General features: G+C 50.6%; 23 protein-coding genes and 1 tRNA gene. 19 read left to right on the forward strand and 5 right to left on the reverse strand.

Translation table 11 applies throughout. The annotated features are described in order from the left end of the window. Position 1: 1 nt before the first annotated feature. The 7 genes from GPK90_RS06440 (at position 2) to GPK90_RS06470 (ending at position 9,134) form a co-directional block, all read left to right on the forward strand. Positions 2-2,248, forward strand: a complete 2,247-nt coding sequence (locus tag GPK90_RS06440) for a DNA gyrase/topoisomerase IV subunit A (RefSeq protein WP_215702529.1) — start codon at positions 2-4, stop codon at positions 2,246-2,248. Positions 2,249-2,297: 49 nt separating this feature from the next. Continuing rightward, positions 2,298-3,011, forward strand: coding sequence for a purine-nucleoside phosphorylase (gene deoD / locus GPK90_RS06445; RefSeq protein WP_118532729.1), 714 nt, complete (start codon positions 2,298-2,300; stop codon positions 3,009-3,011). Between the two features lie 143 nt (positions 3,012-3,154). Continuing rightward, a complete protein-coding gene (asd, locus tag GPK90_RS06450; protein WP_118298162.1) occupies positions 3,155-4,240 on the forward strand; it encodes an aspartate-semialdehyde dehydrogenase in 1,086 nt (361 codons plus the stop codon). A 53-nt stretch (positions 4,241-4,293) separates the two neighbouring features. Beyond that, positions 4,294-5,343 carry an aldose epimerase family protein gene (locus GPK90_RS06455; RefSeq protein ID WP_215702530.1) on the forward strand — a complete coding sequence of 350 codons (1,050 nt, stop codon included), beginning with the start codon at positions 4,294-4,296 and terminating at the stop codon, positions 5,341-5,343. Further along, the gene (locus GPK90_RS06460; protein ID WP_252197359.1) at positions 5,336-6,286 is read left to right on the forward strand and encodes a DMT family transporter; all 951 of its coding nucleotides are present in this window, start codon (positions 5,336-5,338) and stop codon (positions 6,284-6,286) included. The genes GPK90_RS06455 and GPK90_RS06460 overlap by 8 nt, the downstream gene beginning before the upstream one ends. Positions 6,287-6,307: 21 nt before the next feature. Then, the gene (locus tag GPK90_RS06465) at positions 6,308-8,362 is read left to right on the forward strand and encodes a DNA topoisomerase (protein ID WP_215702531.1); all 2,055 of its coding nucleotides are present in this window, start codon (positions 6,308-6,310) and stop codon (positions 8,360-8,362) included. Positions 8,363-8,456: 94 nt separating this feature from the next. Next, entirely contained in the window at positions 8,457-9,134 is a 678-nt protein-coding gene (locus tag GPK90_RS06470; protein WP_118532721.1) for an acyltransferase, read from the forward strand. 275 nt (positions 9,135-9,409) lie between these two features. On the opposite strand, the gene upp is transcribed toward GPK90_RS06470, so the two are convergent. Continuing rightward, complete coding sequence (gene upp / locus GPK90_RS06475) at positions 9,410-10,039, reverse strand: uracil phosphoribosyltransferase (protein WP_117470249.1); 630 nt, start codon at positions 10,037-10,039, stop codon at positions 9,410-9,412. Between the two features lie 131 nt (positions 10,040-10,170). Continuing rightward, complete coding sequence (locus GPK90_RS06480; protein ID WP_215702532.1) at positions 10,171-11,034, reverse strand: hypothetical protein; 864 nt, start codon at positions 11,032-11,034, stop codon at positions 10,171-10,173. Positions 11,035-11,340: 306 nt separating this feature from the next. Here GPK90_RS06480 and GPK90_RS06485 point away from each other — a divergent pair, with 306 nt between their 5' ends. The 12 genes from GPK90_RS06485 to GPK90_RS06540 all read left to right on the forward strand — a co-directional run bounded on the left by GPK90_RS06485 (position 11,341) and on the right by GPK90_RS06540 (position 23,061). Beyond that, complete coding sequence (locus tag GPK90_RS06485; RefSeq protein ID WP_215702533.1) at positions 11,341-12,054, forward strand: IMP cyclohydrolase; 714 nt, start codon at positions 11,341-11,343, stop codon at positions 12,052-12,054. 46 nt (positions 12,055-12,100) lie between these two features. After that, entirely contained in the window at positions 12,101-13,279 is a 1,179-nt protein-coding gene (locus tag GPK90_RS06490) for a phosphoribosylaminoimidazolecarboxamide formyltransferase (RefSeq protein WP_215702534.1), read from the forward strand. Between the two features lie 72 nt (positions 13,280-13,351). Then, positions 13,352-13,434, forward strand: a tRNA-Leu gene (locus GPK90_RS06495). Positions 13,435-13,537: 103 nt separating this feature from the next. After that, positions 13,538-13,885, forward strand: a complete 348-nt coding sequence (locus tag GPK90_RS06500; protein WP_118298169.1) for an anti-sigma factor family protein — start codon at positions 13,538-13,540, stop codon at positions 13,883-13,885. Positions 13,886-13,902: 17 nt separating this feature from the next. Next, positions 13,903-16,536, forward strand: coding sequence for a DNA polymerase I (gene polA / locus GPK90_RS06505; protein ID WP_215702535.1), 2,634 nt, complete (start codon positions 13,903-13,905; stop codon positions 16,534-16,536). Continuing rightward, a complete protein-coding gene (gene coaE / locus GPK90_RS06510) occupies positions 16,537-17,130 on the forward strand; it encodes a dephospho-CoA kinase (RefSeq protein WP_118298171.1) in 594 nt (197 codons plus the stop codon). Further along, a complete protein-coding gene (locus GPK90_RS06515; protein ID WP_118298172.1) occupies positions 17,117-17,914 on the forward strand; it encodes an MBL fold metallo-hydrolase in 798 nt (265 codons plus the stop codon). Before coaE ends, GPK90_RS06515 begins: the two co-directional genes overlap by 14 nt. Positions 17,915-18,105: 191 nt before the next feature. Beyond that, a complete protein-coding gene (locus tag GPK90_RS06520) occupies positions 18,106-18,378 on the forward strand; it encodes an ACT domain-containing protein (protein WP_118298173.1) in 273 nt (90 codons plus the stop codon). 27 nt (positions 18,379-18,405) lie between these two features. Continuing rightward, positions 18,406-19,770, forward strand: a complete 1,365-nt coding sequence (locus GPK90_RS06525; RefSeq protein ID WP_118321043.1) for a PFL family protein — start codon at positions 18,406-18,408, stop codon at positions 19,768-19,770. A gap of 12 nt (positions 19,771-19,782) precedes the next feature. Next, positions 19,783-20,421 (forward strand): histidine phosphatase family protein, encoded by a 639-nt coding sequence (locus GPK90_RS06530; protein ID WP_215702536.1) that lies wholly within the window; start codon positions 19,783-19,785, stop codon positions 20,419-20,421. Further along, positions 20,421-21,659: a class I SAM-dependent methyltransferase gene (locus GPK90_RS06535; protein WP_215702537.1), complete on the forward strand. Its 1,239-nt coding sequence runs from the start codon at positions 20,421-20,423 to the stop codon at positions 21,657-21,659. Before GPK90_RS06530 ends, GPK90_RS06535 begins: the two co-directional genes overlap by 1 nt. A 142-nt stretch (positions 21,660-21,801) precedes the next feature. After that, positions 21,802-23,061, forward strand: a complete 1,260-nt coding sequence (locus GPK90_RS06540) for an FAD-dependent oxidoreductase (RefSeq protein WP_215702538.1) — start codon at positions 21,802-21,804, stop codon at positions 23,059-23,061. Positions 23,062-23,202: 141 nt separating this feature from the next. On the opposite strand, the gene GPK90_RS06545 is transcribed toward GPK90_RS06540, so the two are convergent. The 3 genes from GPK90_RS06545 to GPK90_RS19000 form a co-directional block, all read right to left on the reverse strand. Continuing rightward, the gene (locus tag GPK90_RS06545) at positions 23,203-24,246 is read right to left on the reverse strand and encodes a tyrosine-type recombinase/integrase (protein WP_118514103.1); all 1,044 of its coding nucleotides are present in this window, start codon (positions 24,244-24,246) and stop codon (positions 23,203-23,205) included. Next, a complete protein-coding gene (locus tag GPK90_RS06550) occupies positions 24,243-25,214 on the reverse strand; it encodes a coiled-coil domain-containing protein (protein ID WP_215702539.1) in 972 nt (323 codons plus the stop codon). The genes GPK90_RS06545 and GPK90_RS06550 overlap by 4 nt, the downstream gene beginning before the upstream one ends. A gap of 549 nt (positions 25,215-25,763) precedes the next feature. Continuing rightward, the gene (locus tag GPK90_RS19000; RefSeq protein WP_252197360.1) at positions 25,764-26,423 is read right to left on the reverse strand and encodes a helix-turn-helix domain-containing protein; all 660 of its coding nucleotides are present in this window, start codon (positions 26,421-26,423) and stop codon (positions 25,764-25,766) included. Positions 26,424-26,679: the final 256 nt, after the last annotated feature.

Consider the following 26,679-nt stretch of genomic DNA (forward strand, 5'->3'; position numbering starts at 1 on the left):
CATGTCTGAAAAAATATTGCGAACTGAATATTCGGAGGAGATGCAGAAGAGCTATCTGGACTACTCCATGAGCGTCATCACCTCACGAGCGATCCCGGATGCCAGGGACGGTTTAAAGCCGGTACAGCGCCGAGTTCTCTATGATATGAGCGAGCTCCATCTGGACCACGACAAGCCGCACCGGAAATCGGCCCGTATCGTCGGCGATACGATGGGTAAATATCATCCGCACGGTGACAGCTCGATCTATGAGACGTTAGTCGTATTATCCCAGGATTTCAAAAAAGGAATGGCTCTGGTGGATGGTCACGGAAACTTCGGCTCGATCGAAGGTGACGGCGCTGCAGCCATGCGATACACTGAGGCGCGCTTAAAGAAGTTCGCGGAAGAAGTTTATTTAAAAGATCTTGATAAGACCGTGGATTTCGTCTCGAACTACGATGAGACGGAAAAAGAGCCGGAAGTCCTTCCGGTCCGTGTGCCGAACCTTCTCGTAAACGGCGCGGAGGGAATCGCAGTCGGAATGAGCACCAGCATCCCGACCCACAATCTGGGCGAAGTGATCGATGCGGTGAAGGCGTATATCGACAACCGCCTTCTCACCGTGGAAGAACTGATGGAATATATGCCGGGACCGGATTTCCCGACCGGAGGTATTATCGCGAACAAGAGCGATCTTTTACAGATCTATGAAACCGGGACCGGAAAGATCAAGCTCCGCGGAAAGATCGAGGTGGAGCTCGGAAGAAGAAAAGCGGACCGCGACAAGCTCGTGATCACAGAGATCCCATACACGATGATCGGCGCCGGGATCAACAAACTGCTCGTCGATATCGCCGATCTCGTGGAGACGAGAAAACTCACCGATGTGGTGGACATCTCGAACCAGTCAAACAAAGAAGGCATCCGAATCGTCCTGGAGCTCAAGAAGGACGCCGATGTCAATAAGATCAAGGCGCTCCTCTACAAGAAGACGAAGCTGGAGGACACTTACGGCGTCAATATGCTGGCGATCGATGAGGGACGCCCGGAGACGATGAACCTCAAACAGATCTTAAATACGTTCCTGGAATTCCAGTACCGGAATATGACGAAGAAGTACAATGTGCTCCTCGAAAAGGAACTGGAGAAGAAAGAGGTTCAGGAAGGTCTCATCGAGGCCTGCGACGTGATCGACCTGATCATCGCCGTACTCCGCGGCTCAAAGAACATGAAGGACGCGAAGGAATGCCTGATGACGGGAAATACCGAAAAGATCAGATTCCGTGTGCCGGGCTTTGAGGAGGATGCAAAGAATCTTCACTTTACCGAGCGCCAGGCGACAGCGATCCTCGAGATGCGCCTCTATAAGCTGATCGGCCTCGAGATCCTTGCACTCCAGAAATCGTATAAAGAGACCCTGCGGAAGATCCGGGAATATCAGCATATCCTCTCCAACCAGAAAAACATGGACGTTGTCATCAAGGAAGATCTCGATGCGATCAAGGCAGAGTTCGCAGAGCCGAGAAGAACACTCATCGAGGACGGCGAGGAGATGGTCTATGTGGAGGCGAAGGAAGCAGCGAAGGAAGTGATCTTCGTTATGGACCGCTTCGGCTACTGCAAGACGATGGACCGCTCCATCTATGAGAGAAACCAGGAAACGGTGGACAGCGAGAATGTCCGCGTCCTCCCGGTGATGACAGATGATAAACTCTGCATGTTCTCTGATACCGGAACCATGTATCAGGTGAAAGTCGCCGAGTTCCCTGCGCTCAAAATGAAGGATAAAGGAATCCCTATCGAGAATGTCAGCAAATTTGACGGCAAGACGGAGACACTTCTCTTTATGCTTCCGGCTTCCGGCCTTGCAGGGAAAAAGTTCCTGTTCGCGACATCCCAGGCATCCGTAAAGATCGTTCCCGGTGAGGAATTTATGACGGCAAACAAGACCGTTGTCGCAACGAAGCTCGCCGAAGATGATAAACTTGTGGAGATCCGGGAAATCGGCACGGAAGTCGACGGGGAGCGAGATGTGGTTCTCCAGACTGTGGATGGAATGTTCTTAAAATTCCCGCTCGCGGAGATCCCGGAACTTAAAAAGAACAGCCGCGGCGTTCGCGGGATCCGTCTCGAAAAGGAAGATACGCTGGAACATGTCTATCTGCCGGATGTCGACGGAACTGCTCACTATAAAGGAAAAGAAGTTGCCCTCGGACGGTTAAAAGCCGCAAAGAGGGATGGAAAAGGGACGAAAGTTCGGTTATAATATAATATAATATATAGGAATAGCATTCGATAAAAAAGGAGGAACTACCATGAACGTACCAACACCTCATATCGCAGCAAAAGAAGGCGAGATCGCACCTTCCATCTTACTTCCGGGCGATCCGCTCCGTGCAAAATTTATCGCTGAGAATTTCCTTGCAGGAGCAAGACAGTTTAATGCCACAAGAAATATGTTCGGTTATACCGGATTTTACCGTGATAAACCTGTTTCCGTCATGGGAACGGGAATGGGATGCCCGTCGATCGGAATTTACACCCACGAGCTCATCGAGGGATACGGAGTAAAGAAACTGATCCGTGTAGGCACGACAGGAGCGATCTCCGAAGATGTTCATATCCGTGATCTCGTATTCGCCATGGGCGCGTGCACACAGACAAACTATGTGAAGGAATTCGGACTTCCGGGAGACTTCGCTCCGATCGCAGACTTTGGTCTTTTGATCAAGGCAGTCTTCAATGCGGAGCAGGAAAATCTTCCTTACCATGTAGGAAATGTCCTCACATCGGATCTTTTCTATGAGCCGGAAAAGAAAAAGCATGACGGACTCCAGTTCGCCGATATGGGAGTTCTCGCAGTGGAGATGGAGACAGCTGCTCTCTACGCGAACGCTGCCCTCGGAAAAGCGCGGGCACTCTCCATCTTGACCGTATCCGATTCCATGGTGACAGGAGAGAAGACGACCGCCGAGGAACGCGAGACTTCCTTTGCAGATATGATCCGCGTAGCGCTTGAGGTCATTTAATGCTTGCATTTTTTGTCATTTTGAGTTAGGATAGACATCAACACGAATGTTGCGTACATGGAGACATATGTCCGTGACGGGTGGAAAAATGGCAAGCCGTCAACTGAAGATGACTGTCAGGCAAAGATGAGGAGATATGTGTGATGGAAAAGAAACTTAGAGTTGGTATCCTTGGAGCAACAGGTATGGTAGGACAGAGATTTATCTCTCTCCTTGAAAACCACCCATGGTTTGAAGTGACGACCGTGGCTGCCAGCCCGCGTTCTGCAGGAAAGACATATGAGGAGGCTGTTGGAGGCCGTTGGAAAATGACGACTCCGATGCCGGAAAAAGTAAAAAATTTAGTCGTTATGAATGTAAACGACGTTGATGCCGTATCAAGGACCGTTGATTTCGTATTCAGCGCCGTTGATATGACAAAAGAAGAGATCCGTGCGATCGAGGAAGCTTACGCAAAGACAGAGACACCGGTTGTATCCAACAACAGCGCTCACCGCTGGACACCGGATGTTCCGATGGTGATCCCGGAGATCAACCCGGAGCACTTTGACGTGATCAAATTCCAGAAGCAGAGACTCGGCACAACACGCGGATTCATCGCGGTAAAACCGAACTGCTCGATCCAGAGCTACACTCCGGCCCTCAGTGCATGGAGAGAGTTTGAGCCGTATGAAGTAGTCGCTACTACATACCAGGCGATCTCCGGAGCAGGAAAGACCTTCAAGGACTGGCCTGAGATGGTCGAGAACGTGATCCCGTACATCGGCGGCGAGGAAGAGAAGAGCGAGCAGGAGCCGCTCAGGATCTGGGGCCACTTAGAGGGCGGCGTGATCGTAAAGGCAAAAGAGCCGGTGATCACATGCCAGTGCGTCCGTGTGCCGGTATTAAACGGTCATACAGCTGCTGTATTTGTAAAGTTCAGAAAGAAAGCATCTAAAGAACAGCTCATCGAAAAACTCGTAAACTTCAAGGGACTTCCGCAGGAGTTAGAGCTTCCGAGCGCACCGAAGCAGTTCATCCAGTACATGGAAGAGGACAATCGTCCGCAGGTTAAGCTGGATGTCGATTTCGAGAACGGAATGGGCGTATCCATCGGACGTTTAAGAGAAGATACCGTCTACGACTGGAAGTTCATCGGTCTGTCCCACAATACAGTCCGCGGCGCTGCAGGCGGAGCAGTCCTCTGCGCAGAGCTTCTCACAAAGCAGGGATATATCACAGCAAAATAAAAACAAGGGGCCCGCTTTTTCGCGGGCTCTTTTTACGCAGAGGAGGTATTATCATGTCAGTAACAAAAGAGCATTTTGGGGAGATGCCGGATGGAAGAGAAGTAAGCCTCTACACGATCAAAAATAAAAACGGGCTGATGGCATCCGTCACAGATCTGGGGGCTGTCTGGGTCCGCATGATCGTTCCGGACAAAAACGGGGTTATGGACGATGTGATGCTGGGGTTTGACGATGCTGCCGGTTATTTAAAGAACGGTCCGCACTTCGGTTCCGTCGTCGGTCGTATCGCAAACCGCACCGGAAAAGGAAGATTTTCCCTGAACGGGACCGAATACACACTGGCGATCAATAACGGTCCGAATAATCTCCACAGCGGTCTTGATTACTACGACGCAAGACTCTGGAATGCGAAGGAAGAGTCGGAAAACAGCGTCACTTTTACACTCTTAAGTCCGGACGGGGATCAGGGCTATCCGGGAAACGCCATCGTATCCGTCACCTACACGCTGACTGACAAGGATATGCTGACACTGACTTACCGCGTTCTTTCCGATGCGGATACGCCTGTGAACCTGACAAATCACGGATACTTTAACCTTCTTGGAAACAATGGCGGTTCTGTCCTGGAGCACCAGGCGCGGATCCTTGCCGATTTTTATACTCCGTCCGATGAGACGTCGATCCCGACCGGTGAGATTCTTCCGGTAAAGGGAACTCCGATGGACTTTACGGACTTTCATGTGATCGGAGAGCGGATCGATGAAGATTTCGACCAGCTTGTTCAGGGACATGGCTATGATCATAACTGGTGCCTCTCCCACGTCCGCGGTGATTTTGCCCTCTCCGCGCAGATCTTCTCCGAGGAAAGCGGAAGAGCCATGGATGTCTATACGGATCAGCCGGGGGTCCAGTTCTATACGGCAAACTGGCTGGAGCAGGGGAACGGAAAATCAGGTGCTTTCTACCATGCGAGAACTGCTTTCTGCTTTGAGACCCAGAACTTCCCGGATGCAGTCAACAAGCCTCATTTCCCGTCACCGATCGTAAAAGCTGGAAAAGAGTGGAAATCCGTGACAGGATACCATTTCTATATTCATGAGTAAAGGACCAAAAATGAAAAATTTAAATGAACGCAGCGTCAGGATCCTGGCATCACTGGGGCTGATCCTGACGACCATGATCTGGGGTTTTGCCTTCGTTGTGATGAAGAATTCCGTGGATCTGATCCCGCCGACGTATCTTCTGGCGATCCGTTTTTCCATGTCTGCGGTCCTGCTTGCCCTGTTATTTCATAAAAATCTGTTCGCAGCGGACCGCCAGACGATCCTCTGCGGCGCGATCCTGGGAATATTCCTCTGCCTGTCCTACCAGTTCCAGACTTACGGTCTGAAATACACGACGGCCAGCAAAAACGCCTTTATCACGACCCTGTATGTGATCATTGTACCGTTTTTCTACTGGATCGTCAGCAAAAAGAGACCGACAGGGCGAAATATCGCTGCAGCGTTTATCGCAGTCATCGGTCTCGCACTTTTATCTCTGCAGGGCGACCTCACGATCAATTTCGGAGATTTTCTGACACTGGTGTGCGGTCTGATGTTCGCAGTCCATATGGTATTTATCGACAAATTCACGGAGCACCATGATCCGATCGCACTGACCGTGATCCAGATCCTTGCGGCTGCCATCATCAACTGGATCTGCGCGCCGTTTCTCGACGGATCCTTTGATTTCGCGGTCCTGGCGAATCAGTCTCTGATCGTAGGCCTGCTGTACCTTGCAGTTTTCTCGACGACCGTATCGTATCTCTTACAGAATATCGGTCAGAAATATTTAAGCGCCTCCACATCGGCGATCCTTCTTTCCCTGGAATCTGTGTTTGGGACACTGTTTTCCGTGATCTTCTTAAAGGATGTGCTGACCGGAAAGATGTTAGTCGGATGCGCCCTGATGTTTGCGGCACTAATCCTGTCGGAGCTTCCGCAGAAGAAAAAAATAACGATCCTTTCATCCCGGAGAATTGCGGTCCGGGGTGGGAGAGAATAAGATAACTAGGAAAGAGGTTTCATGGGAAAAGCATTATTTATCGCCGAAAAACCGAGCGTTGCCCAGGAATTTGCGAAGGCCTTAAAGGTTTCCGGGAGAAAAGGAGACGGATATATCGAGTCCGATCAGGCGATCGTGACCTGGTGTGTCGGACATCTGGTGACCATGAGTTACCCGGATGCGTATGATCCGGCCCTGAAACGCTGGAGCATGGAAACTCTGCCGTTTCTTCCGAAAACATTCAAATACCAGGTGATCGACGATGTGAAGAAACAATTTACGATCGTGAGCGGGCTCTTAAACCGGGCGGACGTGGACACGATCTATGTCTGCACTGACTCCGGGCGTGAGGGAGAATATATCTACCGCCTGGTGGAGCAGATGGCAGGCGTAAAAGGAAAAAAACGCCGCCGTGTCTGGATCGACTCCCAGACGGAGGAGGAGATCCTGCGCGGAGTGAGAGAGGCGAAGGACCTCGCAGAGTATGACAATCTCGCGGCGTCCGCATATCTCAGGGCAAAAGAGGATTACCTCATGGGCATCAATTTTTCCAGGGTGCTCACCCTGAAATACGGTCCGTCCGTGGCGTCCTATCTCCGGGAAAAGCGGGCGGTGCTCTCTGTGGGACGCGTGATGACCTGCGTTCTCGGCATGGTCGTCCGCAGGGAACGGGAAATCCGTGAATTCGTAAAGACTCCGTTCTACCGCGTCATCGGCTCCTTCGATGTCCCGGATCACGAGACAGCAGTCATCGAGGCAGAGTGGAGAGCCGTGGAAGGTTCCCGGTATTTTGGAACACCGGCGCTCTACAAGGAGAATGGATTTAAGGAGAAAAAGACGGCGGAAGAGCTGATCCGGTTCCTGAGTGCCGATCCGATGGAGGGAACACTTCTCGCTTTGGACCGGAAAAAAGAGACGAAAAATTCGCCGCTCTTATACAATCTCGCCGAGATCCAGAACGATTGTTCGAAAATGTTCAAGATCAGTCCGGATGAGACTCTAAAGATCATTCAGGAACTCTACGAGAAAAAGCTGGTGACATACCCGAGAACCGATGCACGAGTCCTCTCCACCGCAGTATCGAAGGAGATCTATAAAAATATCGGCGGTCTCCGGAATTTTGCTCCTCTCGCGGATTTTGCCGTGAAGGCACTTGACAGCGGAACATGGAAGCAGATCGCGAAGACAAAATATGTGAATGATAAACAGATCACTGACCACTATGCGATCATCCCGACCGGTCAGGGATTCGGAGCGCTGCGAAGCCTGAATCCGCTGGCTGCAAAGGTGTATGAGCTGATCGGACGCCGGTTTTTGAGCATTTTTTATCCGCCGGCCGTCTACCAGAAGTTTTCCCTGCGGATCGAAAAACAGGGGGAACAGTTCTTTGCAGCCTACAAGGTCCTCGCGGAAGCGGGATATCTGGAAGTTGCGAATGTCCCGTCAAAAAAGAAGGCGGAAAGCAGCGGTAACAGCAAAGCGGAAAATTCCGGTGCGTCCCAGGATTCCCAGGCGGAGGAGCTGGATCCGGGTCATGATGAAAAAGCAAAGGATCTTCTTGCCATGCTCTCCGGGTTGAAAAAGGGACAGAAATTAAAGCTCCTAAAGCTTGAGATAAAAGAAGGCGAGACTTCCCCGCCAAAGCGCTATACGTCCGGTTCCATGATCCTTGCAATGGAAAACGCAGGTCAGCTCATCGAGGATGAAGATCTGCGCGCCCAGATCAAGGGAAGCGGGATCGGAACAAGCGCCACCCGCGCGGAGATCCTGAAAAAGCTGTTCAACATCAAATATCTGGCGTTGGCAAAGAAGACCCAGGTCATCACGCCGACACTCCTCGGAGAGATCGTCTTTGATGTCTGTCAGGCATCCATGAGGCAGCTCTTAAATCCGGAACTCACGGCGAGCTGGGAAAAAGGCCTGACGTATGTGGCGGAGGGAACGATCACGCCGGATGAATACATGGAAAAACTGGAGCGCTTTGTGACACTCCGGACAAACGGCGTCAAACAGACGAACAATGCCTATATGCTGCGCCCTTACTTTGACGCTGCGGCACAATTTTATAAAAAGTAGCAGGAACATGCCTGTAAAAAATGTGCTTTGGCACATTCTCGCGCCGGGTACGGTCGCTTGCGTCGTCTGATCAGACGGCAGATTGGAGAATGATATGAAAAAAGAAGAAACAAAAATCGTGGATCTCTATGATCTTTCCCACACCCAGGCTGCAGACTTCCTTCGCCAGTTCACCTATCCGTGGGAGGCACTGGCCCGTATCAAAGAGTTCATCCTTGAGCTTGGAAAGACACTCCCGGAGGATGAATATGAAAAGCGCGGAGAGACCGTCTGGGTCCACAAGTCTGCAAAGGTGATGCCGAGCGCATATCTCGGTGAGAATATCATCATCGGAAAGGACACGGAAGTTCGCCACTGTGCATTCCTTCGCGGAAATGCGTTGGTCGGAGAGGGCGCTGTTGTCGGAAACTCCACAGAACTCAAAAATGTGATCCTGTTCGATAAGGTGCAGGTTCCTCACTATAACTATGTCGGGGATTCGATCCTCGGATACCGCGCCCACATGGGAGCCGGTTCCATCACTTCAAACGTAAAGTCCGATAAACTGCTTGTCAAAGTCCATGCGGAGGACGGCGATATCGAGACCGGGATCAAGAAATTCGGCGCCATGCTCGGCGATTGCGTGGAAGTTGGATGCGGATCCGTCCTGAATCCCGGCACTGTGATCGGCAGAAACTGCAATATCTACCCGCTGTCCAGCGTCCGCGGATGTGTGGATGAGAACTCTATCTATAAAAAACAGGGCGAGATCGCAAAGAAAGTACAGGAATAACTGTTTTCTCTGAAAACAGATAAAAAGAACAAGTCCCGGCAAACAAGTGAAAACACGCTTCGCGAGTTTCCCCTTGTTATCGCAACAGTCGCCAAGGTCATGCGCAAGCGCAGACTTTGGCTCGTTGTTCGCGTAAATAAAAAAGGTAAAAGAAAAACCACGATGCCTGCCAAAAAAACAGGTATCGTGGTTTTTGTCTTTTATCTGTTTAAAGCCTGGCATTCGCGATCTTCTCAGGAGAAAAGACCGGAATGTTCCGGATATTCACGGATCAATTACTTTGTTCCGAAGATACGGTCGCCGGCATCGCCAAGACCCGGGCAGATGTACGCGTTCTCGTTTAATTCACGGTCGAGATGGCCGACATAGATCTGCACATCCGGATGTGCCTCATGAAGCTTCTTTACTCCTTCCGGAGCAGCGATGATGCACATAAATTTGATGTGTTTTCCGCCGTGCTGCTTGATAAAGTCGATCGCAGCGACTGCTGAACCGCCGGTTGCGAGCATCGGATCTGTGACAACGATCGTTCTCTGCTCGATCGGATTCGGGAGTTTGCAGAAATATTCGTGCGGCTCATGAGTCTCCTCGTCGCGGTAGAGACCGATATGACCGATCTTTGCGGACGGAACGAGGGAAAGGACACCGTTTACCATTCCAAGACCTGCGCGCAGGATCGGAACGATCGCAAGTTTCTTACCGGCAAGCATCGGAGTCATACAGGTCTCGATCGGAGTCTCGACCTCAACGTCCTCAAGCGGAAGATCGCGGAGTGCCTCATATCCCATCAGAGTTGCGATCTCCTCAACAAGAGTACGGAACTCATTTGTTCCTGTGGTCTTCTTTCTTAACATGGAGATCTTGTGCTGAACCAGCGGGTGGTCAATATACGTTACATTTTCCATTAATAGATACCAGCCTTTCTGTGATCTGCCAAAGCCTATAGACCGATTGGCAGATCATGTTTTTTCCTTCCCTTTATCATACCAAAACGCAGGATAGAAATCAACCGGATCGTTTCTCAGATCATCTATTGTTATTTTGTTTCCGGTGAATATTTTACAAGGGCATAATCACCCGCCGCATGGCTCACCGGAACGATCAGGTAGATATCTCCGTCCTTTTCGTAGGAAAACGCCTGCGGGAATGTCCCGTCCTTTACGGAAGTAAAATCACATTCTGCAAACACAGTCTGCCAGAGGTCCTTTCCGCTGGACTTGATGGAATCCTTTACTTCAGCTGCTGTATCCGCCGGTTCTACCACCACAACGTTATCGGAAGAAAGATATTCCGCGATGGAATCCGCATCTGCATACGCAGTCAGACCGATTGGTGATCCTGTATTTAAGTTCACAGAGACGGCATAGCGCACATTTGACGGATGGGCTGTTTCTGCAACGTTTACCATTCCGTGGAATGTAAATACCGCCTTGTTTTTATCGAGGGATACCAGATCACAGTTGATGGAAACCTCATCCTTTTCGGTGTCCAGTTCCCAGGCAGTGATGATCGAGGTCGCCTCTTTCTTTAAAAGCTCATTGACGGCCTGGGTCATGGATGCATCACGGAGATTGGAGAGGATCGGGTATTCGATGGAGACCTTTCCGGTCTTTTCGGTTGCGATCTTCGATTTCACGCTTAACGCGTCGGAGGCGTTGGAATCCTTTTGCGTCTCGACCTCAGAAGATCCGGCTTTTGAAGCATCAGTTTTTGAGGAGTCACTTTTTGAATTGTCTGCTGCCGGATCAGCCTTTGTTTCATTGGAAGTAGTTTCCGCCATGGTCTCCGCAGCGGACGTATGAATTCCAGAGATGTCCACAGCCTCGTGTTTTTTGCATGCGGTGATGGATAATGCGGCAAACATTGTTAAAGCGGCAAATTTATAAAGATTTTTTCTCATAAGAAGATCAGCTCCTTTTATCATATTTTAATGCGGCACCGGAATAGGCAAATGGAAGAAAGCCTGTCCTGTACCAGGTTTATCTTTCTAAGACAGTTATATTATACCATGAAGACCTGCCTCTTGTACATGAACGCCGCATTACGATTTTGTTAAATAAACGAAAGTATTTCATAAGGAAACGCCGGGATCGTTGATAAGTAATTTTAAATACTCAATCTGCAGGAAGTATGTTATCATAAAATTAAAAGCTGTCGCCGGGACAAACTTCCGGTGATCTTATACGAAAACAGGAGGAGTACTTCCATGAAGTTATTATCACTTTCAGAGGAGTTAAAAAACAATTCTTATCCGGGAAGAGGAATCGTGATCGGAAAATCAGCCGATGGAAAAACAGCTGTGACCGCATATTTTATCATGGGCAGAAGCAGCAACAGCCGCAACCGTGTCTTTGTGAAGGACGGTGAGGGGATCCGTACCCAGGCGTTTGATCCGTCAAAGCTCGAGGACCCGAGCCTCATTATCTACGCCCCGGTGCGCGTTCTCGGAAATAAGACCATCGTGACAAACGGCGACCAGACCGATACGATCTACGAGGGAATGGACCGCCAGCAGACCTTCGAGCAGTCCTTGCGCTGCCGCGAGTTTGAGCCGGACGGCCCGAACTACACTCCGCGCATCTCCGGGATTATGCACATCGAAAACGGAAAGTACAACTTTGCAATGTCCATCTTAAAGAGCAGTGACGGAAATCCGGAGAGCTGCAGCCGCTTTACCTACGCGTATGAAAAACCGGTAAATGGAGAAGGACGTTTTATCCACACCTACATGAACGACGGAAACCCGCTCCCGAGCTTTGAGGGCGAGCCGAAGCGCGTGGCGATCGAAGGCGACATCGACAGCTTCACAGCGAATGTATGGGATAACCTGAACGAAGACAACAAGGTTTCCCTTTTTGTACGATTCATCGATATCGAGACAGGAAAGTACGAGACAAGAATCGTAAATAAAAATCACTGATCCCATAAAACGAAATCATTTCCATATCAAAGGAGCAAAAGAAATCATGAATGAAATGGAATTAAAATACGGCTGCAACCCGAACCAGAAGCCGTCCCGTGTGTACATGGAAGACGGAAGTGATCTCCCGATCACCGTATTAAACGGAAAACCTGGCTACATCAACCTTCTCGATGCCTTAAACGGCTGGCAGCTTGTAAAGGAATTAAAAGAGGCGACCGGACTTCCGGCAGCAACCTCCTTCAAACATGTTTCTCCGGCCGGTGCCGCTGTGGGACTTCCGATGGATGAAGTTTTAAGAAAGATCTACTGGGTAGATGACCTCGGCGATCTCTCCCCGCTTGCATCCGCTTACGCGAGAGCGAGAGGTGCGGACCGCATGTCCTCCTTCGGTGATTTTATCTCCCTCTCCGATGTCTGCGACGTTGACACCGCAAAACTCATCAAGCGTGAGGTTTCCGACGGTGTGATCGCTCCTGGCTATGAGCCGGAAGCTCTTGAGATCTTAAAACAGAAAAAGAACGGCAAATACAACGTGATCCAGATCGATCCGTCCTATGTTCCGGCTCCGATCGAGCACAAGCAGGTATTCGGCGTGACCTTCGAGCAAGGAAGAAACAACTTAAAGATCGACAAAGACCTTTTATCCAATGTTGTGACAGAAAACAAGGAGATTCCGGATTCCGCAAAGATCGACCTTATGATCTCCCTGATCACCTTAAAATACACCCAGTCCAACTCCGTCTGCTATGTAAAGGGCGGACAGGCGATCGGTATCGGCGCCGGCCAGCAGTCCCGTGTCCACTGCACACGCCTTGCAGGCCAGAAGGCGGACAACTGGTTCCTCCGCCAGGCACCGCAGGTATTAAATCTTCCGTTTATCGACAAGATCAAACGTGCGGACCGCGACAATGCGATCGACGTTTACATCGGAGACGAGTACATGGATGTTCTTGCTGACGGCGAATGGCAGAAAGTCTTCACGGAGAAGCCGCCGGTATTCACGAAAGAAGAGAAGCGCGCATGGCTCGACAAGATGCAGGATGTGGTTCTCGGATCTGACGCCTTCTTCCCGTTCGGCGACAATATCGAGCGCGCACACAAGAGCGGCGTAAAATATATCGCACAGCCGGGCGGATCTGTCCGTGACGACAACGTGATCGAAGTCTGCAATAAGTACGGAATGGCGATGGCATTCACAGGCATCCGTCTGTTCCATCACTAAAACTGCTTGCAATTTTCATGTTCTTATGATAGACTTATATGCGGCTGTTGAAATATACAGCCGCGAAGATATGCCGGCGTGGCGGAATGGCAGACGCATCAGACTCAAAATCTGACGGGGGTAACTTCGTGCCGGTTCAAGTCCGGCCGCCGGCAGAAACGAAAAGACATGACTCTCATTAGATGGTCGTGTCTTTTTGCGTTTACGCGGACAATGAACCGGGATCCGCGTATATTCAGGCTGAAAGGAGTGTGTTCCATGACCTGTATGGAAGCAGAAAAGATGGTAGTTCCGTATATGAAGGACGAACTGTCCCCGACGGAGCTGGAAGATTTCCTGGACCATATCAAAACGTGTGAAAACTGCAGGGAAGAACTGGAGATCCACTACATGGTGGATGTGGGGTTAAAAAAGCTGGATGAAGCGGATGGAACATATGACATCGTGGGGGATCTGAAACGAAAGGTAGCGGAATCCTACCGGTCCCTGTGCCATATCTCCACATTCCAGATCGCATCCTACGCGATCTCGACTCTGTGCGGAATGGCACTCATCGTCATGATCCTTTTGCAGCTCCGCATCTGGACAACGATGGGATATCTATAGATTTTAGAGGAGTGAACATGGAAAAACTCGTATTGATCGACGGTCACAGTATCTTAAACCGCGCATTCTACGGTGTACCGAACCTGACAAATTCGGAAGGTCTCCACACGAACGCGGTCTATGGCTTTTTAAATATTTTATTTAAAGTTCTCGATGAGGAGAAAGCGGACTACCTTGCGGTGGCTTTTGACCTGAAAGCCCCGACGTTCCGCCACAAAATGTTTGATGCCTACAAGGGAACAAGAAAACCGATGCCGGAGGAGCTTCACGAGCAGGTACCGCTTATGAAGGAAGTCCTGACGGCCATGGGTGTTCCGATCCTCACAAAAGAGGGATATGAGGCGGACGATATCCTTGGAACCATCGCGAAACGTGAGCAGAAAGAGGGCTACGAGGTGACGATCCTCTCCGGAGACCGGGATCTTTTACAGCTCTCCGACACCCATATCCGGATCTGTCTCCCGAAGACAAGCCGTGGAACCACGGAAGTACACAACTATTACCCGGAGGACGTGATCCGGGAGTACCAGGTGACACCGGAACAGTTTATCGAAGTGAAAGCCCTGATGGGCGACCAGTCCGACAATATCCCGGGCGTCCCGTCCATCGGTGAGAAGACGGCGACAAACCTCATTGTCCAGTACCAGAACCTGGAGAACATCTACGCGCATCTCGACGAAGTGAAACCGCCGCGCGCGAAAAAGGCGCTGGAAGAGTATAAGGATCTCGCAGATCTTTCCTTAAAGCTCGCAAGGATCTGCATTGACGCCCCGATCGAATTTTCCATGGCGGATGCGAAACTGGAAAATCTCTACACGCCGGAAGCATATGAATATATGAAACGCCTGGAATTCAAGTCGATCGCGGCGAGATTCGGCGAGGAGATCAAACATGAAAGCGGACCGGAGAAACAATTTGTTCTTGTGGAGGATTTTTCCGAGGCGGATGAGCTCTTTGAAAAAGCAAAAAAGGCGGACCGCATCGGAATGGAACTTCTCGCAGAAAACGGTTCCGTGACAGCCCTCGCCTTATGTTTTGAGGAGACCGGAAGCTATATCTTCCCGGTCGGCGGCTTTATGACGGAGGGCTATATCGCCGGAAAATATGAGGAACTCTGCCGAACGGGTCATGCCTGGGTCCTGGATCTCAAGCACTCCCTGCCGTTCGCGGATCTTTCCTACGGGGACACGGTCTATGACGCCGGGGTTGCGGCATATCTCTTAAACCCGTTAAAGGATTCCTACGGCTATGACGACATTGCGAGAGATCTTCTCGGGATGACGGTCCCGTCCAGGCCAGACCTGATCAAAAAGCTGTCCTGTGAGGACGCATACGCGAAGGAACCGGAGAATTTCACCCGTATGGCGGGACTTATGGCCTACACAGCCTTTGCAGCCGGGGAACCGCTCCTGGAGCGTCTGACGGCAGATGGAATGGAAGAGCTGTACCGCACGATCGAGCTCCCTCTGATCTATACCCTGTTCCATATGGAAGCGGAGGGGATCGCAGTCCGCAGGGAAGAACTTGCCGCTTACGGAGAAAAGTTAAAGAAACAGATTGCAGTCCTCGAGAAGGAGATCTGGGAGATGACCGGACAGGAGTTTAACATCAACTCCCCGAAACAGCTCGGCGAGATCCTGTTCGAAAAAATGCAGATCAAGGGTGGAAAGAAGACGAAGACCGGCTACTCCACAGCGGCTGATGTTCTGGAGAAACTTGCCCCGGATTATCCGGTGATTCAGAAGATCCTGGACTACAGACAGTATACAAAGCTGAATTCCACCTACGCGGACGGTCTCGGAACCTATATCCGGGAAGACGGACGGATCCACAGCCGGTTCAACCAGACGATCACGGCGACCGGCCGGATTTCCAGCACGGAGCCGAATCTCCAGAACATCCCGATCCGCATGGAACTCGGAAGAGAGATCCGGAAAGTCTTTGTCCCGCGCGATGGATTTATCTTCCTGGATGCCGACTACTCCCAGATCGAGCTGCGCGTCCTTGCCCACATGTCCGGCGATGAGCGCCTGATCGAGGCGTATAAGACCGCCCAGGATATCCATGCGATCACAGCTTCCCAGGTATTCCACATCCCGCTTGATGAGGTCACACCGTTACAGCGACGCAACGCGAAGGCCGTGAATTTCGGGATCGTGTACGGAATCAGCGCCTTCGGACTCAGCGAGGACCTGAGCATCTCCAGAAAAGAGGCCATGGATTACATCGCTCGCTATTTTGAGACATATCCGCAGGTAAAAACCTTCCTCGACAGCCTTGTTGCCCACGCGAAGGAGCAGGGATATGTCACCACGATGTTCGGACGCCGCCGCCCGGTACCGGAGTTAAAGTCCTCGAACTTCATGCAGCGTTCTTTCGGAGAACGTGTAGCCATGAACTCCCCGATCCAGGGAACGGCTGCCGACATCATCAAGATCGCGATGATCCGGGTGGACGAGCGGTTAAGAAGGGAAAATCTCCGTTCCAGACTGATCCTGCAGGTGCACGATGAACTCCTCGTCGAGACGGCGGAGGACGAAAAAGAGATCGTCATGAAGATCCTCTCCGAAGAAATGCACCATGCGGCATCCTTAAAAGTGGAGCTGGAGATCGACATGCATGACGGAAAAAACTGGTTTGAGGCGAAATAGATGAAACAGAAGAAAATTATTGGGATCACCGGCGGAGTCGGAGCCGGAAAGAGCAGTGTGCTCGCGGTACTGAAGAACGATTTCGGGGCGAAGATCATTCTCGCGGATCTTGTGGCCCACGATCTCATGGAGCCGGGAAGTCTGGGACTCAGAAAGGTCACAGAGGCGCTTGGAACGTCATTTCTCACCCCGGACGGAGCCGTGGACCGAAAAGCGCTGGCGGACCTGATCTTCCGGGATAAAGAAGCATTAAAGACGATGAACTCCATCATCCATCCGTTAGTCTGGAAGACGATGAAGGAAGAGGCGGAGGCCGCCAGTGAAAACCTCGTGATCATCGAGGCAGCGGTCTTTGACACTGCGCCGAAGAACTTCTTTGACGAGCTCTGGTACGTCTACACGACAAAAGAGAACCGGATCGTCCGCCTGATGGAAAACCGCGGCTACAGCCGTGAAAAATGCGAGGACATCATCGGAAGGCAGGCGTCGGAGGAGGAATACCGCGCGCTCTGCAGCCGTGTCATCGACAACAACGGGGACGAATCCGATATCAAACGACAGCTGAAGGAGATCCTTGACCATGAGATTTGTTAGTATTGCCAGCGGAAGCAGCGGAAACTGCATCTACACAGGGACGGAGGAGAGCCACGTCCTGATCGACGCCGGCATCAGCGCAAAGCGGATCGAGCAGGGTCTTAACGAGGTCGGCTTAAAGACGAGCGAACTGGACGGCATCTGCATCACCCATGAACATTCCGACCATGTAAAGGGACTGGGCGTCCTTGCGAGAAAATATGAAGTCCCGATCTACGCCACAGAAGGGACACTCGACGAGATCCGAAAGATCAAAGGCCTCGGCGAATACCCGGAGGAGCTGCTGCACCCGATCCTGCCGGACACCGAATTTTCCCTCGGGGATCTGACGATCAAGCCGTTCCACATCGACCATGATGCGGCCGACCCGGTCGCTTACCGGATCCAGTCGGGAAATAAGTCTGTGGCAGTCGCAACGGACCTTGGACATTTCAACCAGTACACGATCGACCATCTCCTCGATCTCGACGCGGTGCTCTTAGAGTCCAACCATGACCTTCGGATGCTGGAGACGGGACCGTACCCATACTACTTAAAACGCCGGATCATGGGAGATTTCGGCCATCTCTCCAACGAGAACGCCGGACGCCTCTTAAACTGCATCCTGAGCGGCCGATTAAAGCACATCCTGCTGGGACATCTGAGCAAGGAGAACAACATGCCGGAGCTGGCCTATGAGACCGTCCGGCTAGAGATCGACATGGGAGACTGCCCATACCATGCGGATGATTTTCACCTGGCAGTCGCAAAGAGAGACGAGATGTCGGAGATCATCAGTCTGTAGCAGATTTTGCTGATGCTGCGAAAAAACACTTGCATCTTACCGGCTGTAATGATATATTTTAAGAAAATTTTACGCTTTATCACTGCATAAAGCTACCTTTCCCCGGGATCCATATGTTCCGGCAACGATCTCAGTCCGGACGGATCCGGATCACAATACGCGGAAGGCACAACACAAGGAGGAAAATTTCCATGGATAAAGTTATTATCACCGTAGTAGGAAAAGACACCGTAGGCATCATCGCAAAGGTATGTACATATCTTGCGGACCATAAAATTAACATCCTTGATATTTCCCAGACCATCGTCCAAGAATACTTCAACATGATGATGATCGTGGACGGAAGCGGAGCAAACGTTTCCTTCGATGAAATGTCTTCCGGACTCGATGAGATCGGCGCCGGGATCGGCGTCAACATCAAGTGCCAGCGTGAAGAGATCTTTACAAAAATGCATCGTATTTAATGACAGCTTGAGGAGAGGGAAACAATTATGATTACACATCTGGAAGTCAACGAGACTAACAATATGATCGAGCACGAGAACCTGGATGTCCGCACCATCACTCTTGGCATCAGCCTTTTGGACTGCTGTGACTCCGATCTCGAAAAATTAAACGAAAAGATCTACAACAAGATTACGACACTCGCAAAGGACCTGGTCCCGACCGGAAAACAGATCGAGCGCGATTTCGGGATCCCGATCGTCAACAAGCGGATCTCCGTGACACCGATCGCCCTTGTCGGCGGAGCAGCCTGCAAGAGCCCGGAGGACTTTGTGACGATTGCAAAGACCCTGGACCGTGCGGCAAAGACTGTAGGCGTCAACTTTATCGGCGGATATTCCGCTCTTGTATCCAAGGGCATGACAACAGCTGATGAGAACCTGATGCGCTCCATCCCGCAGGCGTTAAAAGAGACCGATTTTGTCTGCAGCTCCATCAATGTCGGCTCCACAAAGACCGGTTTAAATATGGATGCAGTCCGCTTAATGGGCGAGATGGTCGTAAGAACCGCAGAGTACACGAAAGACAACGACTGCTTAGGCTGCGCAAAGCTTGTTATTTTCTGCAACGCACCTGACGACAACCCGTTCATGGCGGGAGCATTCCACGGCGTTACAGAGGCAGACGCGATCATCAACGTCGGCGTCTCCGGACCGGGCGTTGTAAAGACGGCTCTCCAGTCTGTCCGCGGCGCTGATTTCGAAACTTTATGTGAGACGATCAAAAAGACGGCATTCAAGATCACCCGTGTCGGCCAGCTCGTAGCGAAAGAGGCATCCGCGCGTCTCGGGATCCCGTTCGGCATCATCGACCTGTCCCTGGCTCCGACACCGGCTGTCGGCGATTCTGTCGCTGAGATCCTGGAAGAGATCGGTCTGGAACGCGCAGGTGCCCCGGGTACAACAGCCGCTCTCGCCATGTTAAATGACCAGGTAAAGAAAGGCGGCGTTATGGCTTCCTCCTACGTCGGCGGACTTTCCGGCGCCTTTATCCCGGTCAGCGAAGACCAGGGAATGATCGATGCGGTCAACGAGGGCGCTCTTACGATCGAGAAACTGGAAGCGATGACCTGCGTATGCTCTGTAGGTCTTGACATGATCGCAGTTCCGGGAGACACGAGCCCAGCGACGATCTCCGGCATCATCGCAGACGAGGCGGCGATCGGTATGGTCAACCAGAAGACGACGGCAGTCCGCCTGATCCCGGTGATTGGAAAGGGCGTCGGCGAGACGGTCGAGTTCGGCGGTCTTTTAGGACATGCGCCGATCATGCCGGTCAACTCATTCAGCTGTGAGAAATTTGTGAACAGGACCGGAAGGATCCCGGCACCGATCCACAGCTTTAAGAACTAAACAGGAGAAACTATGAGAATCTATCTGATCCGTCACGGCAGGCAGAACAGCCCGCTTTGCAACGTAAATGTGCCGCTTTCCGATGCAGGAAGGCGGCAGGCCGAGCTCCTCGGCGAGAGACTGAAAAAAGAATCCATCGACGCCGTCTGGTCCAGTGACCTGATCCGCGCCCGTGAGACCGCCGATATCATCAATGAGAAGATCCGGGCGCCGAGGTTTATCCGGGAAGGACTCCGTGAGATCTCTTTCGGTGATCTTGAGGGACTTTCGGACGATGTGATCATGGAGCGCTACGCGGACTTTTTCGCCGCAAGAGCGTCCATGAAACAGGATCTTCCATATCCGGGCGGAGAGAGTGCGGCGGACGTGATCCGTCGTGCCGTTCCGGTCATGGACGAAATCGCAAAGTCCGGTGCGGGGACGGTCGCTGTCGTCACCCACGGAGGCGTGATCCGGAGTCTTGTGACCCACTATCTTCACATGGACGGGGCGTATGTTCCGCTCCTTGCGAGACATCTGGAAAACTGCGGCATCACGGAGTTTTATTACCGGGAATCCGACGGCGAAATGCTGTTAAACCGTTTTAACGATTTTGCCCATCTGACGGATCATCCGGAACTTTTGCGCGGCGGCTGGGGAGAGAAAAAGTGATGGAAAAGAGAGAACTTCACAGTGTACTCACTGATTTTTTAAATGAAAACCTGATCCAGGCGACTGCCAGCGGTCAGGCGGAGAAAAATGATTTTCTGAAGGCACGGATCCGCCCGGTACTGGCAAAGGGCGTCCTGCATTTTCAGGCGGAGGAATTTATCGGAAAACAGGCTTTCCACAAAAATCTGACAGCCGAAGAAGCGGCTGCCTATCTGGAAGGTCTCATGGAAACAAGTTTCCGCCAGCTCCAGCTCGAGGCGAGAGATAAGAGCAGTTCCGTTCTTGTGAGCAAAAAGGGAAAGGTGACTGTTAAGGTAAAGAAAAAGCCGGTTTCCGGGAATACCTCCGGAAATGGGGCATCAGCTTCCGGAACGAATGGTTCCGACGCTTCCGACTCGGCTCTTCAGGCTGCCTGGGCGAACGGACTTTCCCATAACCGGAAGAAGCGCTACATCCTCGAAGAGGGGATCCCGGTCCCGTTCCTCATGGAGCTCGGTGTCCAGACGAAGGACGGGGCGATCGTCCACGCGAAGTACGACAAATTCCGCCAGATCAACCGTTTCCTCGAATTTATCGAGGACGTGCTCCCGAAGCTTGATAAGAATAAAGAGACGAGGATTATCGATTTCGGCTGTGGAAAGTCTTATCTGACGTTCGCGATGTATTATTACCTCAAGGTCTTAAAGGGATACCCGGTGCGGATCACCGGTCTGGATCTGAAAACAGACGTGATCGAGCACTGCTCGCAGCTTGCAAAGAAGTTCGGCTATGACTCCCTGGAATTCCTTCACGGCGATATCGCTTCCTACGAGGGCACTGACCAGGTGGATATGGTCGTGACACTGCACGCCTGTGACACAGCGACGGACTACGCGCTGGAAAAGGCAGTCCGCTGGAACGCAAAGGTGATCTTATCTGTTCCCTGCTGCCAGCATGAGGTCAATAAGCAGATGAAGAGCGATCTCTTTGCCCCGGTATTCCGCTACGGGATCATCAAAGAGCGCATGGCCGCCCTCTACACAGACGCCCTGCGCGCGGAGATCCTCGAGGCCATGGGGTACCGGGTCCAGATCCTGGAATTCATCGACATGGAACACACGCCAAAGAACCTCCTGATCCGGGCTGTAAAGCAGGGAAAGAAGAAGGAGAACCGGAAGGAGATCGAAGCGATCCTGGAGGCGATCCATGCGGAGCCGACGCTTTACCGGCTTTTATTAGAAAAGAGCCCAAACGTATAACTGCCGCCGGCAGCTCAAAAAAGCCGCAGATACCTTTTCATGGTGCTGCGGCACATTTTTTATCCGCTGATTTCAAATCCCTGCATGATCGCATGTTTCATGTAATATTAGGATATTGACAGAAAAAGGAGTACAACTTACTATGGAACGTTTATATCAGTATGATGTCGTTATTGTTGGAGGCGGGACAGCCGGAGTGTCTGCTGCGGTCGGCGCTGCGAAAACCGGAGCGAAAACACTTTTGATCGAGAGAAATGCTTATCTTGGCGGAGAGGCGACCCATTCCGGGGTCAGCACCTTCTGCGGCTTTTTTACCTGCGGAAAGAATCCGGTTCGTGTCGTTGAGGGCGTAGGGCAGCTCGTGTTAGATGAGATGGGGGCACTTGGGCCGACCGTGGACTATGTCATTTCCGCGACCGGAAACTACAATGTCAATTTCCAGCCCGAATACTTAAAATGTGCGATGGACAATCTGTTGGAAAAAGAACATGTGGATTACTTTTTGCATACATATATGACCAGTGCGAAGGTGGAACTTGGATCCATTGTTTCTATTCAGTGTTCCGATGATGAGGGAAGTTTTACCGTAATGGCAAAAACCTTTGTGGATGCATCCGGAGATGCGAATCTCGCTCATCGCTCCGGGGCAAAACTGATATGGGGCGGAGACGACGGACACCCGCAGGCGGCAACCATGCCATTCCGGTTAAGCGGTGTCAACACGAACTGCGACATGTCACCTGAAGCTGTGGGGCGTGCAGTAAGAAAGGCCAAGGAGGCAGGAGTCCCGAACCTTACAAGAGAAAAGGGATTTATCCTGAAAAAAGAGCATTCTGATATTGTCAGTGTGCTTCTTCCGAGTGTAATTCCGGAGGGACTGACAGCCGCAGACCTTACCCATATGGAGCGGGAAACCAGAAAACAGGTGCTCAGTTATGTACAGGCCTTAAAAACCTACATGCCTGGCATGGAGCACGCAGAGTTAGCGGTCATCGGACCGTCCATCGGTTTTCGGGAAACGAGAAGAATGGTCGGAAAAGAAACCCTTACCGTGGATGATGTGCTTACCGGAAAAAAGTGCCAGAACAGTGTAGCCCGCTGTGGGTGGAAACCGGAGATCCATAAAGATGTTGACAAGATGGCAACTTATCTGGATGTGAAGGAAGGAAGCTATTTCGACATTCCACTTGGTGCACTGCAGTCAGAAAACATCGAAAACCTATACGGTGCAGGCCGCATGATTTCTTCCGATGAAGCAGCATTTGCGGCAGTCCGCGTCATGGGAACCTGCTTTGCAACCGGACACGCAGCCGGAGTTGCCGCCGCATGCCATGCCCTGAAGGGAACAGCAGAGATAAAACGCGTTCAGGAGGTTTTGAAAAAGCAGGGGGCATTGGTATAGGATGCGTAGAGAATATTCGAAAAACGGTATCAATTTTTGAAATGCGTCTCGAAGACGCTTTTCGATTTTTGAAATGGTCTCGAAAAAGACAGAAGTCTAAAAGAAGACGTAATGATCAGAGATACGGAAAAACCCGGATACTCACAGAATATCCAGGTTCTTCACACTCTTTCTCCGGTCTTCCTCGATCGCCGCATAGAATTTTCTTGTAATATTTACATCATTATGGCCCAGAATATCTGCAACCAGGTAGATATCGTTGGTCTCCTTATAAACAGCGCTGCCATAGCTGCTCCGCAGCTTGTGCGGCGTTATTTTCTTTTTCGGTGCGATGATCGATGCGTATTTCTTTACAAGGTATTCCACGCTCCGCACCGTGATCCGCTGATTGCGCAGGGAGAGAAACAGGGCATTTTTGTGTTCCGGCAATGTCTCGATGCCGGTCCGGACCGCCAGGTACTCATTCAGGCGCCTTGCCACCTCCGCATTGAAATACACGGTCGTCTCCTTGCCGCCTTTTCTGCGGATATGGATCCCGCTTTCTTTCATGTCCACATCATCCAGATTCAGTCCGACACATTCCGATACGCGGATCCCGGTTCCCAGCATCAGTGCCAGGAGAGCGCTGTCGCGGAGTCTGGTCCGTTCATGAAACGCTTTCTGTCTGCCTGACAGGCCGGATCCACTGTCAACTTCCGCCAGCAGCTCCTTCATTTCCTCCGAATTGAGCCGGACGATCTCTTTGGCATGAGTCCGCGGCATCTGCATGGAAAGTGTCGGATTTACCGTTAAAAGTCCCACGCGGCAAAGATATCCAAAGAAACTCTTCAATGAAAAGAACTTCCGTTTGATCCCCTGTTCCCTGTTCATATTCTTGTGTTCCGGATCATTTGGGCGGTATTTGAGATCTTCCAGGTAACGCTCGATATCCTGCACGGAAATCTGCGAGAGAGCTTCCGTCTGCAGCTGCTCCAACGGAATTTCTTTCCATTCCTCCTTTATCTCCTTCAGAAAATGAAAAAACATCGTCAGATCATACGCATAGGACAGCCGGGTCATGGAAGATGTCGACGGCTCGATCCCGCGAAAAAAGTCTGTACAGCAGGATGGAAGAGCAGAGAGCATTGCCTTCAGCTTTTCTTCATTTTTCTGATCCCGCTGTGCAAAGTACTGCGACTCACTCATACTGTCTGCTCCTTAATATTCCCTGAATTTTTGCCGGAAGAAGCATCAGCAGATACCCGGAAATGTTCAAGTTCCGCGATGAGGCGGGCATTTTCCCGGTCAAGCTTGCGGAATTCTTCCTGCATTTCCCGTTCTTTGGCTGCAACAGCCCGTTCCATCGCAAGATCCGCCTGCATCTGTGCCTGCTTTAAACGGTTCTGACAGTCTGTCTCTTGTTCCTTTAACTGGCTGTTTAACCCGGCAAGCTGCATTTTATTTTCAGCAGCCGCATGTTCCAGCTCCCGGACCATGGCTGTAAGTTTCCCGATCTGCTCTTCGTAATCCTTTTTTGCCGCAGTTTCATTCGCGAGCTGACGGGAGAGTTCTTCCTGCTGCCTGCTCAGCTGTTCATTTTCTGATTTGATCGCCGCACTGATCTTAACGATCTCGTCATAATGGGCCGCCTTTTTCTGAAGCTGTTCCACCTGGTCTCTCAGCACATGGTTCAGTTCTTCCAGATCATTGGCTGACTTCCGGGCAGCCTCCATCGCCTGTTTCATACTGAGAGCATTTTCTTCGATTTGTTTTTTCTCCCCGGTCAACGCCTCAAACGATCCGGCAAGTTTCTCTTTTTCGTTCACAGCCTGATCGGCCTTTTCCCGCAGTTCATCGATCGTCCGGTCTTTCCGCTGCAGATCCGTTTTAAAACGCTCCGCCACGCGGGCCTCCGTCGTGTTTCCAAGTTCAAGACTTGTGAGATATGCGGCAAGAAGATCTTTTGTCAACCGCTCAAAATTTTCTATCTCAACGGCACGCCCCGGGGTCGCTGCCTTTGCGTTATTTAACTCCAACACCTGGATCAGATGATCGAATCCCTGTGCCTGATTCATTCCATTTGCAGTGCAGAACGACCTGAACGCGTCCGCAGATGCCTGGTCGATACGAAAATTGACCTGCCGGATCTCTTTTTCATTCTTTTCTGTGCTCATTTTACCGTACCTCCTGAATTGTTCTTAGTATAGCATGGCATGGGAGAGGAGTCAACTTGATCATGCGAATGATATACATGTTATACATAGATATTGCTATACATAGCTATTAAGGGACAAAAGTCGGAGAAAAAGCAGGCAAAAGCGGAGAGAGCAGAGTTGAATACAGGGAAAAGGTGTAAAAAAGCAGATAAAACGTCAGAAAATTCAAAAGTGTGCGCACACAATTAAAACAATTTAGCTCAGGACCCGCCGAAACGGCCCATATTATTGCGCAAAACCCGAGTTTTACGCAATAATATGGGGCGAGAGATACAGAACAATGGAAGATGCAAGTTGACTATACTTTTATTGAAATAGAGCGTCAATTCGAAAAAAATAGCCGATTGCATTGTAATAGTAGAGTTAATATTGTGAATTAGTCCTATCGAATACAAAAAGCAGTTTAAAGTTTGCTATAGAACACTATTTTCTTAAATTGAGAGATATTTTCTTTAAAAAAGTCCATCCACAATTGTTTTAGAATTAAAAAGGACTCGTAAATTTTTATCATGCAGCACCTCGTTCCTTTTCGATCATTCCCATAAGTTCTTCACAGAATTCCGCATAATCGCTATGACCGAGCAGGAGCATCTTGTTATACAGTGATTCCATGGTCCTCTCAAAACCGGCGATGTCCTTCTTCCATACCCGGCAGGTAATAATGCAGTACGGAGAACCATTTCGTTTAAATTCATGACCGAATCGTACGGGAACCTGATTCTGCGCAAACAGAGCATCTGCAAGATAGTCTTCATGGTCGACGTACATGTACTGGCAAGAGAGGATGGAAAGTCCGCCCAGTTTCAAAAAATTTTTCATAATTTTTTCTCTCCTTACACTTTTTCCGTATCGTTTTCTTATAGTATGATTATAAGAGAGACGAGCCGGAATGTCATTGAACCTGTAGTTTAAGAAGATCCGTGAAAAAGAAATATCCCCGTCAATGACGAGGATATCTTCGATACTGGTATGTAACAGTCTGCTGAGGATGATAAAGTTATCCAGGCTCGGCAGAGATTTTCCGGAGATCCATTTATAGATCGCCTGCGGGTTTTCAAAACCAAAAGCTCCCTGGATTTCACGGATCGTATAGTTCTGCTCCGAGAGTAACTGTTTGATCCGCTTCCCGGTTTCTACTGGCCGGATTGACAGATACATTGGTTCCATTTGCTCATTCCTCCATGATTCTGCTCCATCCCGAAACACTGTCCTTATATTAACATAAAACTGAGAAAATGAGTAGCAGAAAATTGCTTTTTCATGATGGCTGGTGATTTTATAGGACACCATCTATGCTATGATACAGGTATCAGTTCCGCCAGTCGGATTTTCATTCTGGCAAATTTAACAAGAATCAGCAAGAATTCTCCCACCTCTATAGGTGGTGAGATGAATTGCCATCTCTTGCATAGTGCCATAGTTG

The sequence above is a fragment of the Clostridium sp. MCC344 genome (assembly GCF_018785365.1).
Taxonomy (GTDB): Bacteria; Bacillota; Clostridia; order Lachnospirales; family Lachnospiraceae; genus Pilosibacter.

Bases quoted from the DNA above. Each gene is read 5' to 3' on its own strand.
- GPK90_RS06440 (WP_215702529.1), top strand. From the start codon at position 2: ATGTCTGAAAAAATATTGCGAACTGAATATTCGGAGGAGATGCAGAAG.
- deoD (WP_118532729.1), top strand. From the start codon at position 2,298: ATGAACGTACCAACACCTCATATCGCAGCAAAAGAAGGCGAGATCGCA.
- asd (WP_118298162.1), top strand. From the start codon at position 3,155: ATGGAAAAGAAACTTAGAGTTGGTATCCTTGGAGCAACAGGTATGGTA.
- GPK90_RS06455 (WP_215702530.1), top strand. From the start codon at position 4,294: ATGTCAGTAACAAAAGAGCATTTTGGGGAGATGCCGGATGGAAGAGAA.
- GPK90_RS06460 (WP_252197359.1), top strand. From the start codon at position 5,336: ATGAGTAAAGGACCAAAAATGAAAAATTTAAATGAACGCAGCGTCAGG.
- GPK90_RS06465 (WP_215702531.1), top strand. From the start codon at position 6,308: ATGGGAAAAGCATTATTTATCGCCGAAAAACCGAGCGTTGCCCAGGAA.
- GPK90_RS06470 (WP_118532721.1), top strand. From the start codon at position 8,457: ATGAAAAAAGAAGAAACAAAAATCGTGGATCTCTATGATCTTTCCCAC.
- upp (WP_117470249.1), bottom strand. From the start codon at position 10,039: ATGGAAAATGTAACGTATATTGACCACCCGCTGGTTCAGCACAAGATC.
- GPK90_RS06480 (WP_215702532.1), bottom strand. From the start codon at position 11,034: ATGAGAAAAAATCTTTATAAATTTGCCGCTTTAACAATGTTTGCCGCA.
- GPK90_RS06485 (WP_215702533.1), top strand. From the start codon at position 11,341: ATGAAGTTATTATCACTTTCAGAGGAGTTAAAAAACAATTCTTATCCG.
- GPK90_RS06490 (WP_215702534.1), top strand. From the start codon at position 12,101: ATGAATGAAATGGAATTAAAATACGGCTGCAACCCGAACCAGAAGCCG.
- GPK90_RS06500 (WP_118298169.1), top strand. From the start codon at position 13,538: ATGACCTGTATGGAAGCAGAAAAGATGGTAGTTCCGTATATGAAGGAC.
- polA (WP_215702535.1), top strand. From the start codon at position 13,903: ATGGAAAAACTCGTATTGATCGACGGTCACAGTATCTTAAACCGCGCA.
- coaE (WP_118298171.1), top strand. From the start codon at position 16,537: ATGAAACAGAAGAAAATTATTGGGATCACCGGCGGAGTCGGAGCCGGA.
- GPK90_RS06515 (WP_118298172.1), top strand. From the start codon at position 17,117: ATGAGATTTGTTAGTATTGCCAGCGGAAGCAGCGGAAACTGCATCTAC.
- GPK90_RS06520 (WP_118298173.1), top strand. From the start codon at position 18,106: ATGGATAAAGTTATTATCACCGTAGTAGGAAAAGACACCGTAGGCATC.
- GPK90_RS06525 (WP_118321043.1), top strand. From the start codon at position 18,406: ATGATTACACATCTGGAAGTCAACGAGACTAACAATATGATCGAGCAC.
- GPK90_RS06530 (WP_215702536.1), top strand. From the start codon at position 19,783: ATGAGAATCTATCTGATCCGTCACGGCAGGCAGAACAGCCCGCTTTGC.
- GPK90_RS06535 (WP_215702537.1), top strand. From the start codon at position 20,421: ATGGAAAAGAGAGAACTTCACAGTGTACTCACTGATTTTTTAAATGAA.
- GPK90_RS06540 (WP_215702538.1), top strand. From the start codon at position 21,802: ATGGAACGTTTATATCAGTATGATGTCGTTATTGTTGGAGGCGGGACA.
- GPK90_RS06545 (WP_118514103.1), bottom strand. From the start codon at position 24,246: ATGAGTGAGTCGCAGTACTTTGCACAGCGGGATCAGAAAAATGAAGAA.
- GPK90_RS06550 (WP_215702539.1), bottom strand. From the start codon at position 25,214: ATGAGCACAGAAAAGAATGAAAAAGAGATCCGGCAGGTCAATTTTCGT.
- GPK90_RS19000 (WP_252197360.1), bottom strand. From the start codon at position 26,423: ATGGAACCAATGTATCTGTCAATCCGGCCAGTAGAAACCGGGAAGCGG.